This is a genomic window from Streptomyces chengmaiensis (assembly GCF_029846775.1).
Classification (GTDB): Bacteria; Actinomycetota; Actinomycetes; order Streptomycetales; family Streptomycetaceae; genus Streptomyces; species Streptomyces chengmaiensis.
Genome location: NZ_JARWBG010000011.1, coordinates 1 through 16,124, shown reverse-complemented (window position 1 = coordinate 16,124; position 16,124 = coordinate 1). Strand labels below are relative to the sequence as shown.

The 16,124-nt window shown below is 71.1% G+C and carries 15 protein-coding genes; 10 read left to right on the top strand and 5 right to left on the bottom strand.

Annotated elements, in window-relative coordinates:
- Positions 1–32 precede the first annotated feature (32 nt).
- On the bottom strand, positions 33–776 hold the full coding sequence (locus QCN29_RS11855) for a sigma factor-like helix-turn-helix DNA-binding protein (protein ID WP_318036707.1): 744 nt from the start codon (positions 774–776) through the stop codon (positions 33–35).
- A 476-nt stretch (positions 777–1,252) separates the two neighbouring features.
- Here QCN29_RS11855 and QCN29_RS11850 point away from each other — a divergent pair, with 476 nt between their 5' ends.
- Positions 1,253–2,902 carry a cell division protein PerM gene (locus tag QCN29_RS11850; protein ID WP_279927832.1) on the top strand — a complete coding sequence of 550 codons (1,650 nt, stop codon included), beginning with the start codon at positions 1,253–1,255 and terminating at the stop codon, positions 2,900–2,902.
- 293 nt (positions 2,903–3,195) lie between these two features.
- Here the strand turns inward: QCN29_RS11850 and QCN29_RS11845 are convergent, their stop codons facing one another.
- Positions 3,196–3,381, bottom strand: a complete 186-nt coding sequence (locus QCN29_RS11845; protein WP_279927830.1) for an ALF repeat-containing protein — start codon at positions 3,379–3,381, stop codon at positions 3,196–3,198.
- Between the two features lie 430 nt (positions 3,382–3,811).
- Here QCN29_RS11845 and QCN29_RS11840 point away from each other — a divergent pair, with 430 nt between their 5' ends.
- The gene (locus QCN29_RS11840; RefSeq protein ID WP_279927828.1) at positions 3,812–4,315 is read left to right on the top strand and encodes a hypothetical protein; all 504 of its coding nucleotides are present in this window, start codon (positions 3,812–3,814) and stop codon (positions 4,313–4,315) included.
- Between the two features lie 66 nt (positions 4,316–4,381).
- Positions 4,382–6,433: a trypsin-like serine protease gene (locus QCN29_RS11835; protein WP_279927826.1), complete on the top strand. Its 2,052-nt coding sequence runs from the start codon at positions 4,382–4,384 to the stop codon at positions 6,431–6,433.
- Between the two features lie 107 nt (positions 6,434–6,540).
- Here QCN29_RS11835 and QCN29_RS11830 read toward each other — a convergent pair whose 3' ends face one another.
- Positions 6,541–7,341, bottom strand: a complete 801-nt coding sequence (locus QCN29_RS11830) for a hypothetical protein (protein ID WP_279927825.1) — start codon at positions 7,339–7,341, stop codon at positions 6,541–6,543.
- A gap of 258 nt (positions 7,342–7,599) precedes the next feature.
- On the opposite strand from QCN29_RS11830, the gene purN reads away from it, so the two are divergent.
- Positions 7,600–8,256 (top strand): phosphoribosylglycinamide formyltransferase, encoded by a 657-nt coding sequence (gene purN / locus QCN29_RS11825; RefSeq protein ID WP_240139863.1) that lies wholly within the window; start codon positions 7,600–7,602, stop codon positions 8,254–8,256.
- Positions 8,243–9,799, top strand: a complete 1,557-nt coding sequence (gene purH, locus QCN29_RS11820; RefSeq protein WP_279927824.1) for a bifunctional phosphoribosylaminoimidazolecarboxamide formyltransferase/IMP cyclohydrolase — start codon at positions 8,243–8,245, stop codon at positions 9,797–9,799. Before purN ends, purH begins: the two co-directional genes overlap by 14 nt.
- A 298-nt stretch (positions 9,800–10,097) precedes the next feature.
- On the opposite strand, the gene QCN29_RS11815 is transcribed toward purH, so the two are convergent.
- Complete coding sequence (locus QCN29_RS11815) at positions 10,098–10,634, bottom strand: hypothetical protein (RefSeq protein WP_279927823.1); 537 nt, start codon at positions 10,632–10,634, stop codon at positions 10,098–10,100.
- A gap of 265 nt (positions 10,635–10,899) precedes the next feature.
- Here QCN29_RS11815 and QCN29_RS11810 point away from each other — a divergent pair, with 265 nt between their 5' ends.
- The 3 genes from QCN29_RS11810 (at position 10,900) to QCN29_RS11800 (ending at position 13,904) form a co-directional block, all read left to right on the top strand.
- Positions 10,900–11,763, top strand: coding sequence for a bifunctional methylenetetrahydrofolate dehydrogenase/methenyltetrahydrofolate cyclohydrolase (locus QCN29_RS11810; RefSeq protein ID WP_279927822.1), 864 nt, complete (start codon positions 10,900–10,902; stop codon positions 11,761–11,763).
- A gap of 18 nt (positions 11,764–11,781) precedes the next feature.
- Positions 11,782–12,564, top strand: coding sequence for a DUF3017 domain-containing protein (locus tag QCN29_RS11805; RefSeq protein WP_279927821.1), 783 nt, complete (start codon positions 11,782–11,784; stop codon positions 12,562–12,564).
- Between the two features lie 116 nt (positions 12,565–12,680).
- Positions 12,681–13,904, top strand: coding sequence for an NADP-dependent isocitrate dehydrogenase (locus QCN29_RS11800; protein WP_279927820.1), 1,224 nt, complete (start codon positions 12,681–12,683; stop codon positions 13,902–13,904).
- A 195-nt stretch (positions 13,905–14,099) separates the two neighbouring features.
- Here QCN29_RS11800 and QCN29_RS11795 read toward each other — a convergent pair whose 3' ends face one another.
- The gene (locus QCN29_RS11795) at positions 14,100–14,516 is read right to left on the bottom strand and encodes a peptidoglycan-binding domain-containing protein (RefSeq protein WP_279927819.1); all 417 of its coding nucleotides are present in this window, start codon (positions 14,514–14,516) and stop codon (positions 14,100–14,102) included.
- Between the two features lie 273 nt (positions 14,517–14,789).
- Between QCN29_RS11795 and QCN29_RS11790 the strand changes: the two genes are divergently transcribed.
- The gene (locus QCN29_RS11790) at positions 14,790–15,794 is read left to right on the top strand and encodes a helix-turn-helix domain-containing protein (RefSeq protein WP_279927818.1); all 1,005 of its coding nucleotides are present in this window, start codon (positions 14,790–14,792) and stop codon (positions 15,792–15,794) included.
- A partial coding sequence (locus QCN29_RS11785; RefSeq protein ID WP_279927817.1) for a helix-turn-helix domain-containing protein occupies positions 15,784–16,124 on the top strand: 341 nt, incomplete at its 3' end. The genes QCN29_RS11790 and QCN29_RS11785, both read left to right, overlap by 11 nt.

Sequence of the window (16,124 nt, the reverse complement as noted above, 5' to 3'; positions counted from 1 at the left end):
TCAGCGTCACCGCGCGTCACCTCGCACCCTTGCTAGCGGAGCTGCGGAAGAAGTCGCCCGGGTCCGGCGGCGGGCCCGGAGCGGAGCCGGTCGCGCAGCGCCTCGTTCCCATCGCTCAGCTTTTCGGGTCCGGCGGCCGGGGGCACTCCGTCGACCGGCCGACCCGGGGCCACGGGGGCCCGGTACTCCCCCGGGGAGGTGATCGCGGCAACGGCCGTGACCCCGATCAGCAGCGTCGTGACCACGATCGCCGCCCGCGTCCACAGCCTGGCCCGGCGTTCGCCGCCGGTGCGCACCGCGCGCGCGGGCGACGGCGCCATGGCGGGCCCGGAGCCGACGAGGGCCGCCAGCCGCTTCTGGAGCCCCCCGGCGTCGGCCAGCTCGGGCAGGCGCACGGCCACCGCCTCGCGGGCGTGCAGCAGTCGGCGCGCGGCGGCCGGAGTGGACGCCTCCGTCTCGGCCGCCGTCTCGGGCAGGTCGAGTCCCAGGCCGTCGTAGAGCAGCAGAGTCCGGCGGTACGACGGCGGCAGCGAGAGCAGCACATCGAGCAGGGCGCGGCGGTCGTGTTCGACCGGCGGGGCGTCGGGGTGCCGGTGGGTGGGGCGCAGCCGGTGCCAGGGGGAGAGGGCGTGGTCGTACGCGACGGCCCGTACCCAGCCGGCGGGGTCGCGGTCGCGTGCCACCTCGGCCCAGTGCTGCCAGGCGTGGTGGAAGGCGCGCTCTACCGCCTCCTGGGAGAGTCTGCGGCGGCCGGTGAGCAGGTAGGCCTGGTGCACCAGGGCGGGGGCGGCCTCCGTGTAGAGCGCGTCGAACGCCTCGGCGGGGGCGGGCGACGGCGCACGGCTGTGAGCCGCTTCCGCCTCAGAAGCCGCCTCAGGAACCGCCTCAGGAACCGCCTCAGGAACCGCCTCAGGAACCGCCTCAGGAACCGCCTCAGAAGCCGCCTCAGGAGCTGCTTCCGCCCCCGGGGCCGTTCCCGGTTCCGGGGCTGCTTCCCGTTCCGCTCCCTGGTCCGCTTTGGAACCGGTTTCCGGTTCGGGCCTCGGCGAACCCTCTGGCGCTGTTTCCGCAGTGGGCGCCCGAGAGGCCGTGCCGGGTTCCGAAGACGTGGCCAGGAGGGTGCTGCTCCGGGTCATGGCCGGGACACCGCCGCACTGCACTCTGCGTTAAAGTACATAACCATATATTGAGCGACACAACGGTCATTCGCCTGTTGCGGGGCGAAAGCAGGTGCCGTTGGCAGCATGGCGGCGTGACTCAGGCGACCGACGTGACGCAGACAGCCGAGACGGAGAGCGTGGCGTACGGCGGACGGGCCGTCCTGGTGGCTGCGGCGTCCGTACGCGGGGCGGTGGCGGCGGGGCTGGGACTCGGGGCCCTGACGATGCTGGCGACGGCGGCGTGGATCAGCTCCCCGTACCCCGACAGCGGGCCGGGCGGGGCGTTCCGCGTCGCCGCGTCGCTGTGGCTGCTCGCCCACGGCGTGGAGCTCGTACGGACCGACACGCTCTCCGGCCAGCCCGCCCCCATGGGCGTCGTGCCGCTGCTGCTTGCGGCGCTGCCCGTCTGGCTGGCGCACCGCGCCGCGCGGGACTCCGCGGAGCGCGGCGAGCAGGCCGGCCTGCGCAACGGCCTGGACGTGTGGTGCGCGGTGACGGGGGGATATCTGATCGTCGGCGCGGCGGCGACGGCGTACGCGGCGGGCGGGCCGCTGGCCGGGGACGTCGTCAGTGCCGTACTGCATCTGCCGCCGGTGGCGGCGGCGTCGGCGGCCGCGGGGATCTGGACGGCACGGGGCCGGCCGCTGGGGCCGCTGCCGGGGTGGGTGCCGGAACGGGCGCGGGTCGGGGTCGCCCGCACCCGCGTCATCGTGGCGCTGCGCGCGGCCTGCACGGCCGCCCTCACCCTGGCCGCCGGCGGTGCGGTGCTCGCCGTCGCCTCGCTGGGATGGCACTGGGGCACGGCGCACGAGTCGCTGTTCCGGTTGGCGGAGGCGTGGCCGGGGCAGGCCGCGGTGGTCCTGCTGATGCTGGCGCTGATGCCGAACGCGGCCGTCTGGGGGGCGGCGTACGGGCTCGGGCCCGGCTTCGGTGTGGGCGCAGGTGCGACGGCGGCGCCGTTGGGCGGGGGCGGGTCCGTGGCCGACGCCCTCGGCGGCGCCCCGTACTTCCCGTGGCTGGCGGCGGTGCCGGAAACGGGTGGCGGGGCGACGCCGCTGACCAGTGCCGCGTTTGCGGTGCCGATGGCGGCGGGCGGAGCGGTGGCGTGGCTGACGGTACGGGACCGGGGGCCCGCCGGGTGGCGGGACACCGTGCTCACCGCCCTCCTCGGCGCGGCGGGCTGCGCCCTGCTGACCGCCTTCCTCGCCGCGGCGTCCGGCGGTTCGCTGGGCACCGGCCGTCTGGCGGCCTTCGGCCCCGTGTGGTGGCTGACGGGTGCGGCGGCGCTGGTGTGGTGCGGGGGGATCGGGATGACGGGGGCGCTGGGAGTACGGGGGTGGCGGCGATTGCGTGCGATGGGGGAGGCGCGCCGGGTGAGTGGGGCGCGGGAGGTGCCGGTGGGTGCGGATCTGGGGATCGAGAAGACGGCGGGTCAGTCTGCGGTGCTTTCGGGGCCCTCCGAGGTCGCGGAGCCTTCCAAGCCCGCGGGGCCTTCCAAGCCTGCGGGGCCTTCCAAGCCTGCGGAGCCTTCGGGAGCCTCGAAGGCCCCGAAGAGCCCGAAAACCTCGGAAGCCCCGAAAACCTCGAAGGGCTCCGGGACCTCGGAGAGCCCGGAGGCCTCGGAGGCGTATGACTTCCTGCCGGCGGATCCCTGGGCGGACCGGGGCGCCCAGGGCGAACCGCGCACGGAGCCGTCGGGCTCTTCGGGGGGAGACCTTCCCCAATCCCGCCCCTCCCCGTAACCGGGGGCTCTGCCCCCGACCCCCGGGGTGTGCGAGTGGCTTCGCCTGGCGTCCGGGGGTGTTGGTGGGCTTTGCCCTGCACCCTGGGGGCTCGGCGAGGCTTCTCCCAGACCTCCCTGGGGTGTTGGCGGGCTTGCCGCCGGGCCCCCTGAGGAGTGTCGGTGGGTCTTGGGTCCCGGGCCCTGGGGGTCAGGGCTTCCTTGCGGCTGTCTGAACTCCCTTTCCGACGGAACTGGGCATCCGCAGGGCCGCTACCCGGTCGTCTTCCTCCGCAGCGATGCGGAGGCCCTCGTTCAGGAATTCCTCATGTCTTCGTCCGAGCCGGTCAGAGCCTGCTCGGCCGCCGTCCTGACGCCGGAATCCCCTGCCTGCCAGGCGGCGACGACGCGGCCGCGGTCATTCCCGGTCCGGGGTTGTTCGGCCGCGGTCGCCGTCGATATTCCCAGCGCCCCCGTGCTGAGCGCGATGACCGTGGTCATGGCGACAGCGGCGCGCGCTCGCACCGCTTGTCTCAGTCTCTTTCCGCTGATGGTCATATCCCCCTCGACTGCTGTCGGGCCGGGTCGGGGCCCAACGGGGCAACTGTTCCCGGAACCGCGCATGATGACACACACTCCCGCGCCGTCCGGCGCACTGCGTGGTCATCGCAGCCATCCGGCCCTGCCGTGCCCGGAAGTCGTCAACTGGCGGTCCCGGCCCATTGGTCGGCGTCGCACCTCTCCGAAGGAAGGCAGCCGGGAGGATGATATGAATAGCCTTGCTGACACGGGGGAAGCGGGGGATGGATCGCAGATTGCTGCTGCGACCGTCGAGGGATGCTCGATGCTCGATGATTCGAGACGGTGACGGGGCCTCACCCGATTTCTCCGGGCCGTACTGACCACACGCACAGGAAGCAATCGAGTGACCATGAAGCTTACTTCTGCCCTTCTTGCGACTGGCGCCGTCCTGGGGACCGTCGCCTTCGCCGCAACCGCCGTCGCCGACTCCCGCGACGGCCACGCACCGGTGGCCCCCGCCGCGGCAGCGGCCGAGATGCCGCCCTTCGCCGTCGAGGACTTCGCCTACCCCCAGGCCGACAAGATCTTCGAAGAGCGCGGAATCCGCCTGATCCGCGGCGACGGCCACATCGTGCTCGCCGACTGCGCGACCGCGACCAACCCGCTTGTGGTCTCAAGCCGGTCCAAGGGCGAGCACTGCTTCGAGGTCACCGGGAACGGCGGGTACCTCCAGCTGGAACTGGATCAGGTGTACGGGGTCAGGGGGAACGACTACTCGACCCGTGTGGACATGAGCGTCGACGAGCGCGAGGTCTCCTTCGACGTCGAGAAGAACACCTGGACGGCGGTTGGCGAGACGGCCGATCCCCAGGGACGCGACCACGTCCTCCTGGAGATCCACGCCAACAAGTAGGCGCTGCCTGCCGCGAGGGCAGGACCGGCTTACTCGACTCCAGCAACTCCACACCGGAGGACACCCATGCCATCGCAGTTCCTTTCTCGAAGAACGAGCAGATGCACCCTGGCGGCCGCCACCGCCATCGCCGCCGCAGCCTTGGGCAGCACGCCTGCCCTGGCCGTTTCGGGCGGGCAGGCCGCGGAAGGATCCCGTACCTTCGCCGCGCAGATCGACGTCGGCGACACGCGCGGTTGCACGGGCGCGCTGGTGGACCCTCAGTGGATCCTCACCGCCGCCAGCTGCTTCGCAGAGACCCCGGGCGGCACGGTGGCGGCCGGAAAGCCCGCGCAGCCGTCGACCGCCACGCTCGGCAGCACGGATCTGCTCCAGCCCGCCGCGCGGACCGTGGCGATCACCGAGGTCGTTCCCCGATCGGACCGTGACCTGGTCATGGCCAGGCTCGCCGAGCCGGTCACCGATGTCGCCCCCGTTCAGCTGGCTGTTTCGGCGCCGCAGAAGGGGGAGACGCTGGAGGCCATGGGCTATGGCCGCACGGCCACGGGGTGGGCGCCCGGCCGTCTGCACAGCGGCGAGTTCGGCATCGACGCCGTCGACGGCGCCACCATCGGGCTGGCCGCCAAGGGCGACGCCGCCATCTGCAAGGGCGACACGGGCGGCCCGGCCGTCCGCATCGCCGACGGACGGCCCGAGCTGGTGGCTCTCCACAGCAGGTCGTGGCAGGGCGGATGCCTCGGCTCGGAGGAGACGCGCACGGGCGCTCTCGACACCCGTGTCGACGACATCAATCCGTGGATTCAGCAGGTGCGCTCCCTGCCCAGGCAGCACACTCCGCTGGCCGGCGACTTCTCCGGCGACGGCAAGGCCGACTTCGGCGTCATGAGCGACCTCGGCAAGATCGCGGAGGGCCGCAACCACTCCGCCCTGACGGGCTTCACCAGTGACGGCGACGGCTTCAAGGCCCCGCGCACTCTGTGGGACTCCGGCACGGGCAGCTGGTACTGGGGCGCCAGCAAGCCGGTTGCCGGCGACTTCAACGGCGACGGCAAGGACGATGTCGCCGTGCTGTACCGCTACGGCCGGCATGAGGACGGCCGCTATCACTCCGGCCTGTGGACGTTCCTCAGCAACGGCGAGGGTTTTGAGAAGCCGTTGAAGGTGTGGGATTCCGGTTCGGGTAGTTGGAGCTGGGAGCGTAGTAAGCCGGTTGCCGGTGATTTCAACGGTGATGGTAAGGCTGATCTCGGTGTCCTGTATGACTACGGGAAGCTTGGGGACGGTCGTAATCACTCTGGGCTGTGGACGTTCGCCAGTAATGGTGCGGGTTTTGAGAAGCCGTTGAAGGTGTGGGATTCCGGTTCGGGTAGTTGGAGCTGGGAGCGTAGTAAGCCGGTTGCCGGTGATTTCAACGGTGATGGTAAGGCTGATCTCGGTGTCCTGTATGACTACGGGAAGCTTGGGGACGGTCGTAATCACTCTGGGCTGTGGACGTTCGCCAGTAATGGTGCGGGTTTTGAGAAGCCGTTGAAGGTGTGGGATTCCGGTTCGGGTAGTTGGAGCTGGGAGCGTAGTAAGCCGGTTGCCGGTGATTTCAACGGTGATGGTAAGGCTGATCTCGGTGTCCTGTATGACTACGGGAAGCTTGGGGACGGTCGTAATCACTCTGGGCTGTGGACGTTCGCCAGTAATGGTGCGGGTTTTGAGAAGCCGTTGAAGGTGTGGGATTCCGGTTCGGGTAGTTGGAGCTGGGAGCGTAGTAAGCCGGTTGCCGGTGATTTCAACGGTGATGGTAAGGCTGATCTCGGTGTCCTGTATGACTACGGGAAGCTTGGGGACGGTCGTAATCACTCTGGGCTGTGGACGTTCGCCAGTAATGGTGCGGGTTTTGAGAAGCCGTTGAAGGTGTGGGATTCCGGTTCGGGTAGTTGGAGCTGGGAGCGCAGTGAGCCGGTTGCCGGTGACTTCAACGGTGACGGCAAGACCGACCTCGGCGTCCTGTATGACTACGGCACCACTTCCGACGGCCGCAGCCACACCGGTGTCTGGAGCTTCACCAGCACGGGCGGCGGTTTCGAAGCTCCGGTCAAGCACTGGAACAGCAAGATCGTGAACTGAGACGCGATCCGGCCGACGCCGCAGGTGCGGCGCCGGCCGGATTCACAGGGCTCCTCGGGGGTGCCGTGCAGCAGGGCTGCAAGGCACCCCCGGCGCTTGTCCAGGCCCTACTCCTTGACGCCGATCCATCCGCGCAGGGGCTCCGGGAGGAGTTCGTTGCAGGCGAGCTGGCCGTCCTTGGTCAGGGCGTCCGAGACACAGGTGTAGTAGTCGCGGTAGACGAGCTGCGCGGTGAAGTTCGCGGCTACGAACATCAGGGCGATCGAAGCCATGACCAGGCCGCTGACGGCCGCGGTGATCAAGGGCCGGGCCGGGCTGCCGGACGACGGCTGCCGGGAGGCGGGCGGCTGTGCGGCGGCCGGGTCGGGGGTGCGGGACTGCGGCTTGGCACGCAGGGAGCTGATCGCCCAGTACAGGGCGAGCGCGCCCAGCAGCAGCGCGATCTCCGGGAAGTCGAAGAGCGCGAAGAAGAACGCCCACATGCCCGAAAGCAGCGCATAGCGCGCCCGGCGCTGGGCCGGGTCCGTCGGGTCCCAGCGCAGGCCCGCCGGGCCGCCGGAGCGGCCGCCTCCGGAGCCCTGCTGGCCGTTGGGGCGGCCGCCGAAGCCGCCGCCCGAGGCGCGGCCCGGCTGCCGGCTGCTCCACTGGCCGCCCCAGGAGGAACCGGAGGAGCCAGATCCGGAGGAACCAGGGCCCTCGCCCGGTGAGTCCTCACGACCCTCGTGGTCCTCGCGGCTGCCGCCGTCACGGCCACCCCCTTCGGCGCCTCCGCCGTTCTCGGGGCGGCGCGGCTGCCAGGGCTGGTCCGGCCTGCCCTCCGGCGGCGGCGCGAAGGGGTTGTTCTCGTCCGTGGACTGGCGTTCCCGCGGCAACAGGAGGTGGCCCATACGGCGGCGGCGGTCCGGCATCTGGTGAACGTCTTCCCCTCGTCGTGCCCGTCAGCGGACGGGTGCTGTCCCCAGACGCTACCTCCCGGCTCCGCCCCCGTCCCGCGGGGGCCGTTGTCGGTGCCGGTATCGTTGCTGACGGTCGGCTCCTTCGTAGGGTTCCCCGTATCGAAGGGCATGATTCGTTCGTACGACCATACAAAGCCGGCTCAGCCCGCCGGCGCCGCCCGTCAGAACAGCAGTCCGTCAGTGCAGCAGCCCGTGAGAAAGAGACCCGCCGTGGCCTCCCCGCCTCCCCTCGCCCGCCCCGGTCGGCCCGCACGCCTCGTCGTCCTGGTCTCCGGCTCCGGCACCAATCTGCAGGCCCTGCTGGATGCCGTCGACGCCGACCCGGAGGGGTTCGGCGCACGCGTCGTGGCGGTCGGCGCCGACCGCGACGGCATCGCCGGGCTGGAGCGTGCCGAGCGGGCGGGGCTTCCCACGTTCGTGTGCAAGGTCAAGGACCACCGCACGCGCGAGGAGTGGGACCACGCGCTCACCGAGGCGACGGCGGCGTACGACCCCGATCTCGTGGTGTCGGCCGGCTTTATGAAGATCGTGGGGAAGGAGTTCCTCGCGAGGTTCGGCGGGCGCATCGTCAATACGCACCCCGCCCTGCTGCCCAGCTTCCCGGGTGCGCACGGAGTGCGCGACGCGCTCGCCTACGGCGCGAAGATCACCGGGTGCACCGTCCACTTCGTCGACGACGGCGTCGACACCGGCCCGATCATCGCGCAGGGCGCGGTGGAGGTGACGGAAGAGGACACGCCGGACGGTGCGGCCGCTCTCCATGAGCGGATCAAGGAAGTCGAGCGAAGGCTGCTCGTCGATGTCGTGCGGCGTCTGGCCTGGCACGGCTACCGCATTGAGGGACGAAAGGTTCATGTCGGTGAATAAGCCCATCCGTCGAGCGTTGATCAGCGTCTATGACAAGACCGGTCTCGAGGAGCTCGCACGCGGGCTGCACGAAGCTGGCGTCGAACTGGTCTCCACCGGCTCCACCGCGGCCAAGATCGCTGCCGCCGGCGTCCCGGTCTCCAAGGTCGAGGACCTGACCGGGTTCCCCGAGTGCCTGGACGGCCGGGTGAAGACGCTCCACCCGCGCGTACACGCCGGCATCCTCGCCGACCTGCGGCTCGAGGACCATCAGCGGCAGCTCGCAGAGCTGGGCGTGGAGCCGTTCGAGCTGGTGGTCGTGAACCTCTATCCGTTCCGGGAGACGGTCGCCTCGGGCGCGACGCCCGACGAGTGTGTGGAGCAGATCGACATCGGCGGCCCGTCGATGGTCCGCGCCGCGGCCAAGAACCATCCGTCCGTGGCCGTGGTGACCAGCCCGGCACGGTACGCCGAGGTCCTGGAGGCCGCGCGGTCGGGCGGCTTCGACCTGGCGGCGCGCAAGCGGCTCGCCGCCGAGGCGTTCCAGCACACCGCCGCGTACGACGTGGCGGTGGCGGGCTGGTTCGCCGACGACTACGCGGCGGCCGACGACAGCGGCTTCCCCGACTTCCTCGGCGCGACGTACGAGCGCTCCGCCGTGCTGCGATACGGCGAGAATCCGCACCAGGGCGCGGCGCTGTACGTCGGCGGCCGCGGCGGCGGCCTCGCCCAGGCCGAGCAGCTGCACGGCAAGGAGATGTCGTACAACAACTACACGGACACCGACGCCGCGCGCCGTGCCGCGTACGACCACGACGAGCCGTGCGTGGCGATCATCAAGCACGCCAACCCGTGCGGGATCGCGATCGGCGCGGACGTCGCCGAGGCGCACCGCAAGGCGCACGCCTGCGACCCGCTCTCCGCGTTCGGCGGAGTGATCGCCGTCAACCGCCCGGTCTCCAAGGAGATGGCCGAGCAGGTCGCCGAGATCTTCACCGAGGTCATCGTGGCCCCGGATTACGAGGACGGCGCGGTCGAGGCGCTGGCCCGCAAGAAGAACATCCGGGTGCTGCGCTGCCCGGATGCCCCCGCCGACCCGGTCGAGGTCAAGGCGATCGACGGCGGTGCACTGCTCCAGGCCGCCGACCGCCTCCAGGCGGACGGCGACGACCCGGCCGGCTGGACGCTCGCGACGGGCGAGGCGCTCGCCGCGGACGAGTTGAAGGAGCTGGCCTTCGCCTGGCGCGCCTGCCGCGCGGTCAAGTCCAACGCCATCCTGCTCGCCAAGGACGGCGCGTCGGTCGGCGTCGGGATGGGCCAGGTCAACCGCGTCGACTCCGCGAAGCTCGCGGTCGAGCGCGCGGGCACGGAGCGATCCCAGGGCTCGTACGCGGCCTCCGACGCCTTCTTCCCCTTCCCGGACGGCCTGGAGATCCTCACCGCGGCGGGCGTCAGGGCGGTCGTCCAGCCCGGCGGTTCGGTGCGGGACGAGCAGGTGGTGGAGGCGGCAAAGAAGGCGGGCGTGACGATGTACTTCACGGGGACGCGCCACTTCTTCCACTGAGGCGAACAGGGCGAACCGCAGGCCCGCGGACTGTCGACGCCGCGGGCCTGCGAGAGCGCGGACGGCTCCGGGCGTCCGACTGCCGCGGCCGGTGCCGGGCGTCCCTGTACCAGGCCAGTCGCCCTGACAGGCCGCGTTCGTCACCCACTCGTGTGCCGATCCCGCCGGAGCGGCTGATGTGCCGGAGTGGTCAACCGGTAGGGCCCAGGCCGGAGTGGCCTGAATGCGCCAGTAGAACGGCCGAAGGCCGCAACGCGCCCGGGGGCGCGTCACGGCCTTCGCACGCGGGTGCGCTCGCTCAGGCGACGCGCTGGCGGTTGAACCAGGCGCCGCCGTCCGACTTGCCGACGAAGACGGCGATCAGGATGGCGAGCACGGTGTGCACCAGGCCCACGATGACGAACGGGTAGATGCCCAGGATCGCCGTGATGATGCCGAAGACCATCGCGGTGATGCGGATGCCGTTGCCGCCGCTGCCGAACTTCGCGCCCAGGAAGATCGCGAGCACGCCCCACAGCAGGACGATGAACGCGATGGCGTAGATGGCGCCGGCCGAGTAGTCGGCGAGCTGCTGGAACTGGACGTCGTCCTTGAGCGTCGGGTCGTCCTTGGCCGCGCTGATGGCCGCGCCGGTGAACGCGAAGAGCGCGGCGCCGAGCACCTGGAAGCCGCCGATGATGAAGAGCATCACGCGCGCGGCCTTGACGCCGCCCGGCATCTCGGTCGGGCCGGCGGGGTAGCCGTAGCCCGGCTGGACCGGCGGGGCCTGCGGGTAGCCGTAGCCCGGCTGGCCCTGGGGCTGGCCGTAGGGGTTGTTCGGGTCGCCGAAACTCATGGCGTGTTTCCTCCGTTGAAAGTGCGGGGACGACGCGGTCCGAGCGGAGGAACTTCCACAATCTTCGCGATCTGCCCCCCAGCGCTGCCGCGGTACTGCGCGGCTCATCGTGGTCGTAACGTTGACTTTTTGTCCAGTCGGTATGCACAGGAGTTGTGCAAGTGCAACCCTGCGTGGCCAGGGCCGCTGGGATGTGCGCATCCCGTGAGTCGGTGCGATCGGACGCGATTGGAACAGAGGCCGGGTCATCCGGGAGGATGGGCCCATGACTGCCCAGATTCTCGATGGCAAGGCCACCGCAGCCGCGATCAAGTCCGACCTGACCGCCCGCGTGGCGGCCCTCAAGGCCCAGGGCGTGACGCCCGGGCTGGGGACCCTGCTCGTCGGGGACGACGTCGGCAGCCAGAAGTACGTCGCGGGCAAGCACCGCGACTGCGCGCAGGTGGGCATCGCGTCCATCCAGCGTGAACTGCCCGCCACCGCCACGCAGGAAGAGATCGAGGCGGTCGTGCGGGAGCTCAACGAGGACCCTGCCTGTACCGGCTATATCGTGCAACTCCCGCTCCCCAAGGGCATCAACGCCAACCGGGTGCTGGAGCTGATGGACCCGGCCAAGGACGCCGACGGGCTCCACCCGATGAACCTCGGCAGGCTCGTGCTGAACGAGACCGGTCCGCTGCCGTGCACCCCGGCGGGCATCGTGCATCTGCTGCGCCGCCACGGCGTGGAGATCGCCGGTGCGCATGTGGTCGTCGTGGGCCGCGGTGTCACCATCGGCCGCCCGATGCCGCTGCTGCTGACGCGCCGGACCGAGAACGCGACCGTCACGCAGTGCCACACGGGTACGCGCGACCTGGCCGCGCAGCTGCGGCAGGCGGACATCATCGTCGCCGCCGCGGGCGTGCCGCACCTGATCAAGCCGGAGGACGTCAAGCCCGGCGCGGCGATCCTCGACGTCGGCGTCAGCCGCGACGAGAGCGGCAAGATCGTCGGCGATGTCCACCCGGGCGTCGCGGAGGTGGCCGGCTGGGTCGCCCCCAACCCGGGCGGCGTCGGCCCGATGACCCGCGCCATGCTGCTGGTGAACGTCGTCGAGGCGGCGGAGCGCGCCGTCGCCGCAGCGGACTGAAGCGAAGGGGCCGACCCCATGGGCGTATCTGCGAACAGCGGCCGGGCAGACGACGAGCCGGAGCCCTCCGGCGACCCGTCGGCGACGTCGGGCGGGTCGCCGGCCTCTGCGGGCCCGGCTGATGAGTCGCCCGGCGGCGACGGGCGGGCCGGCTCGGCGACGCCGCCCGACGGCGGGTCCGCCGAAGAGCCGTCCCCTGCGGGACCTGCGGCGGCGGCCGGGACAGCGACGTCGGTCCCCCCGCACGACCGCGCCGGGGAGGCCGAATCGCAGGGCGGGCCCACGGGACGGCCTGCCGCGGAGACCTCGTCCGCACGCACCGCCGCTGACTCTGCGGGCCCGGAGGCGGAGGCGTCGTCCTCCGCCGCTGCCGTGGGCCATGCGTCCGAACGCCCTGTGAAGAAGGGCTCCCGGAGGTTCCCCGCCGTCACCACCGACACCGCCCGCCCCGAGGGCGGCGGACGCGCCGCGCCGTGGGACGCGCCCGCGCCCGCGCGGCAGTGGCCGCTGCTCACTGTGCTTCTGCTCGTCGGCGTTGGCCTGGTGGTCGTCGGTGTCGACGCCTTCGCCGACTCGTTCCGCATCGGCACGATCCTGATCGGCGGCGCACTGATCGGCGGGGCCGTCATGCGCCGTGTCGTGCCCTCCGTGGGCATGCTGGCGGTGCGGTCCCGGTTCACCGACATGGTGACGTACGGCCTGCTGGGCACCTTGATCGTGCTGCTCGCCCTGGTGACCCAGCCGAAGCCGTGGCTGGACGTCCCCTTCATGGAGGACGCGGTCCACTTCACCGTCCGGTAGCCCGCGGGAATCCCGCCCCGGCGGCGCGGCGCGGCTGTAGCGGCGCGACATCACGACGGCGAGTATCTTGACGACGAGATAAATCGCCGAGTCGCGCGAGAGGGACGTACCGCCTGATGCCCAAGATCAAGGTAGCCAACCCCGTCGTCGAGCTCGACGGCGACGAAATGACCCGCATCATCTGGCAGTTCATCAAGGACCGGCTGATCCTGCCGTACCTCGACGTCGAGCTGGAGTACTACGACCTCGGCATCGAGCACCGCGACGCCACCGGCGACCAGGTGACGATCGACGCCGCGCACGCCATCAGGAAGCACGGGGTCGGGGTCAAGTGCGCCACGATCACACCGGACGAGGCGCGGGTCGAGGAGTTCGGCCTCAAGGCGATGTACCGCTCGCCCAACGGCACCATCCGCAACATCCTCGGCGGGGTGATCTTCCGCGAGCCGATCATCATGGAGAACGTCCCGCGGCTCGTCCCCGGCTGGACCAAGCCGATCGTCGTCGGCCGCCACGCCTTCGGCGACCAGTACCGCGCCACCGATCTGAAGGTCCCCGGAGAGGGCACTCTCACCATGACCTTCACCCCGAAGGACGGCTCGGAGCCCGTGGAGCTGGAGGTGTACGAGTTCCCCGGCGCGGGCGTGGCGCTGTCCATGTACAACCTCGACGAGTCGATCCGCGACTTCGCCCGTGCGTCGTTCCGCTACGGGCTGGCGCGGGAGTACCCGGTGTACATGTCGACCAAGAACACGGTCCTGAAGAAGTACGACGGCCGCTTCAAGGACCTCTTCCAGGAGGTCTTCGACACCGAGTTCAAGGCCGGTTTCGACGCCAAGGGGCTGACGTACGAGCACCGGCTGATCGACGACATGGTGGCCTCCGCGCTGAAGTGGGAGGGCGGCTACGTCTGGGCGTGCAAGAACTACGACGGGGACGTGCAGTCCGACATCGTGGCCCAGGGCTTCGGCTCCCTCGGCCTGATGACGTCGGTCCTGATGTCGCCCGACGGCAGGACGGTCGAGGCGGAGGCCGCGCACGGCACCGTCACCCGCCACTACCGCAGGCGCCAGCAGGGCAGGTCGACGTCGACCAACCCCATCGCGTCGATCTTCGCCTGGACGCGCGGTCTCGCCCACCGGGGAGAGCTGGACGGCACACCTGATGTCACGCACTTCGCGCGGACACTGGAGCAGGTGTGCGTGGACACCGTCGAGAACGGCCAGATGACCAGGGACCTGGCGGTCCTGATCGGGCGCGACCAGCCGTGGCTCACGACCGAGCAGTTCCTGGACGCGCTCGACGGCCGTCTGCAGAAGCAGACGGCCTCGGTCGGCTGACACGACGACGGCGGCCCGACCTCCCCCCGTAGAGGCCGGGCCGCGCATCCCCGACGGCAGTGGTCAGCCGTCAGTCATCGGCCGTCAGCCATCACGGCCACCGGCCATCGGTCACCGGCCACCGGCCATCGGTCACCGATCAGCGGTGCCCGGCCATCGGCCGTCGGCCGTCGGACTCACCGTGACCGCGAGGGCTCACGGGCAGCCGGTGTGCCGCAGGTACGGCCACGACTTCGGGCCGGGCAGCCCGTCGACCACGAGCTTCGCGTTGCAGACGCTGTTCGCGCTCCGCTGCACGGGCTTGAACGCGGCCCGGGACTTGGGCCCGAAGTAGCCGTCCACCGCGATGCTCTGCTTCCAGACGTGCTTGAGGATGCACTGAGCCTCGATGCCTGCCGAGGTCACCCTGCCGGCCGCGGGGGTGACGGTGTTGCCGCTGTAGTGGCCCGCGTGCCAACGGCCGTTCTTCTTCGTCATATGACAGGAGTAGGCCGCTGCGCCGCTCTCCTGAGCCGTCTGGGCCGTGCTCGCCTGTGCCGCCGGGGCGAGGGCGAGACCGCCGCCGAGAGCGGCAGCGGCCGTCGCCAGTGCGAGATGCCTGCGTACGTTCACTGGTTTCATCCCCCTGTGAGTGCGCCGGGCCCCTGCCCGGCATCGGTTCGGGAACGACTCTCCTGCGCCAACTCCGCCGCGGTCCAGGAAAGTCGACGGAATGGGCCCCTGTGGGACGTCCCAAGCTCTGAGCTGCTGGGATGCGAGCGCTCGAAAGACTGCCGTGGGACGCCGGCGCCTGGCCGGAACACGCCATGAACGAGAAGAGGGTGGAACTGCCCTCCCGAAGGGCGATCTGATGGGGGAGTGACGCAGAGGGAGGGGGGATCTCATATGGCCCGATGGAAGGAACTGCCGGCGGCACTCGACGACCATGAGCGGCAACTGGTCGTCCAGTTACGCAGACTGAAGGATCACAGCGGTCTGAGCCTCGCCGCTCTCGCGGGCAAGACCAGCTACAGCCGCTCGTCCTGGGAGCGCTATCTCAACGGGAAGAAGCCGGTGCCGCGCGGCGCCGTCGAGGAACTGGCGCGGATCTGCGGTACGGAGCCGACCCGGCTGCTCGTGCTGCACGAGGTGGCGGAGCAGGCGAAGGCGTCGAGGGCGGCGCGCCCGGCGGAGGGCGGGCTGCCGGGGACCGAGCCCCCGTCGGACTCCTTCCCCGGCGCCGCGCGGCCGTCAGGGACCCCGTCAGGGACCCCGTCTGGGACCCCGTCGGGGGCCCCGTCGGGGGCCGCGTCGAGGACCCCGTCAGGATCGCCCTCCGCGACGGTCTCGGGCCCGGGATCTCCCCTGGATGCAACGGGGGTCTTTGGTGTCTCTGAGGTCGGGGCCGAGAACGGCACGGCGGAGCTTGGGGAGTCCGGACCGCCGCCGTCGGGCGAGGGCCCCGAGCCCCGCGTCCGGCGGACCGTTCCCCTGGCGGCTGCTCTCGCCGTCGCCGTCGTCCTGGCGGCCCTGGCCTTCGCGGGAGGCTTCCTCACCGCGTCGGCGGGCGAGGACGGGACGTCGGCCGGCAAGGGGGGCAACAGCCAGCAGGAGTTGTTCGTGTACCGCCAGGGGGAGACGTACGAGTGCGAGCCGGGCGAGAAGGACGGCAAGCTGTACGCGGGCCACAGCCTGGTCCAGGACACGATTCTCGCCCTCAACGGCAGCGGCTGGGACGTCGTCGAGGCCCAGTGCCTGCTCAAGCGGCACGGGTTCGACCCGGGCGATGTCGACGGTCTGTACGGCCCGAGTACGGAGACCGCCGCGAAGCGCTTCCAGGCCGCCCGCGAGCTGGTCCAGGACGGCATCGTCGGCCCCGACACCCTGGGAGAGCTACGCCGTGCCCGATAGCCGCGGCAGCGGGGACCTCCCGCCGGCCGCGGAGTGCGAACGGCTCGCCGCCGAACTGCGGGCGCTGCGGGAGGCGGCGGGGCTGAGCCTTGCCGAACTGGCCGCGCGCACCCCGTACAGCAAGTCCTCCTGGGAGCGCTATGTCAACGGCAGAAAGCCGGTGCCGCGACAGGCGGTCGAGGCGCTGTGCGCGGTCGCCGGGGTCCCGGCCGGGCGGCTGCTCGCCCTGTGGGAGCTGGCCGACGCCGCCTGGAGCGGCCGCGCCCGCCCCGCCGCCCCCGAGCCGCCCGCCGCGTCGGCGGAGCACGGCTCCGCCCGCCCCGCCGCCGA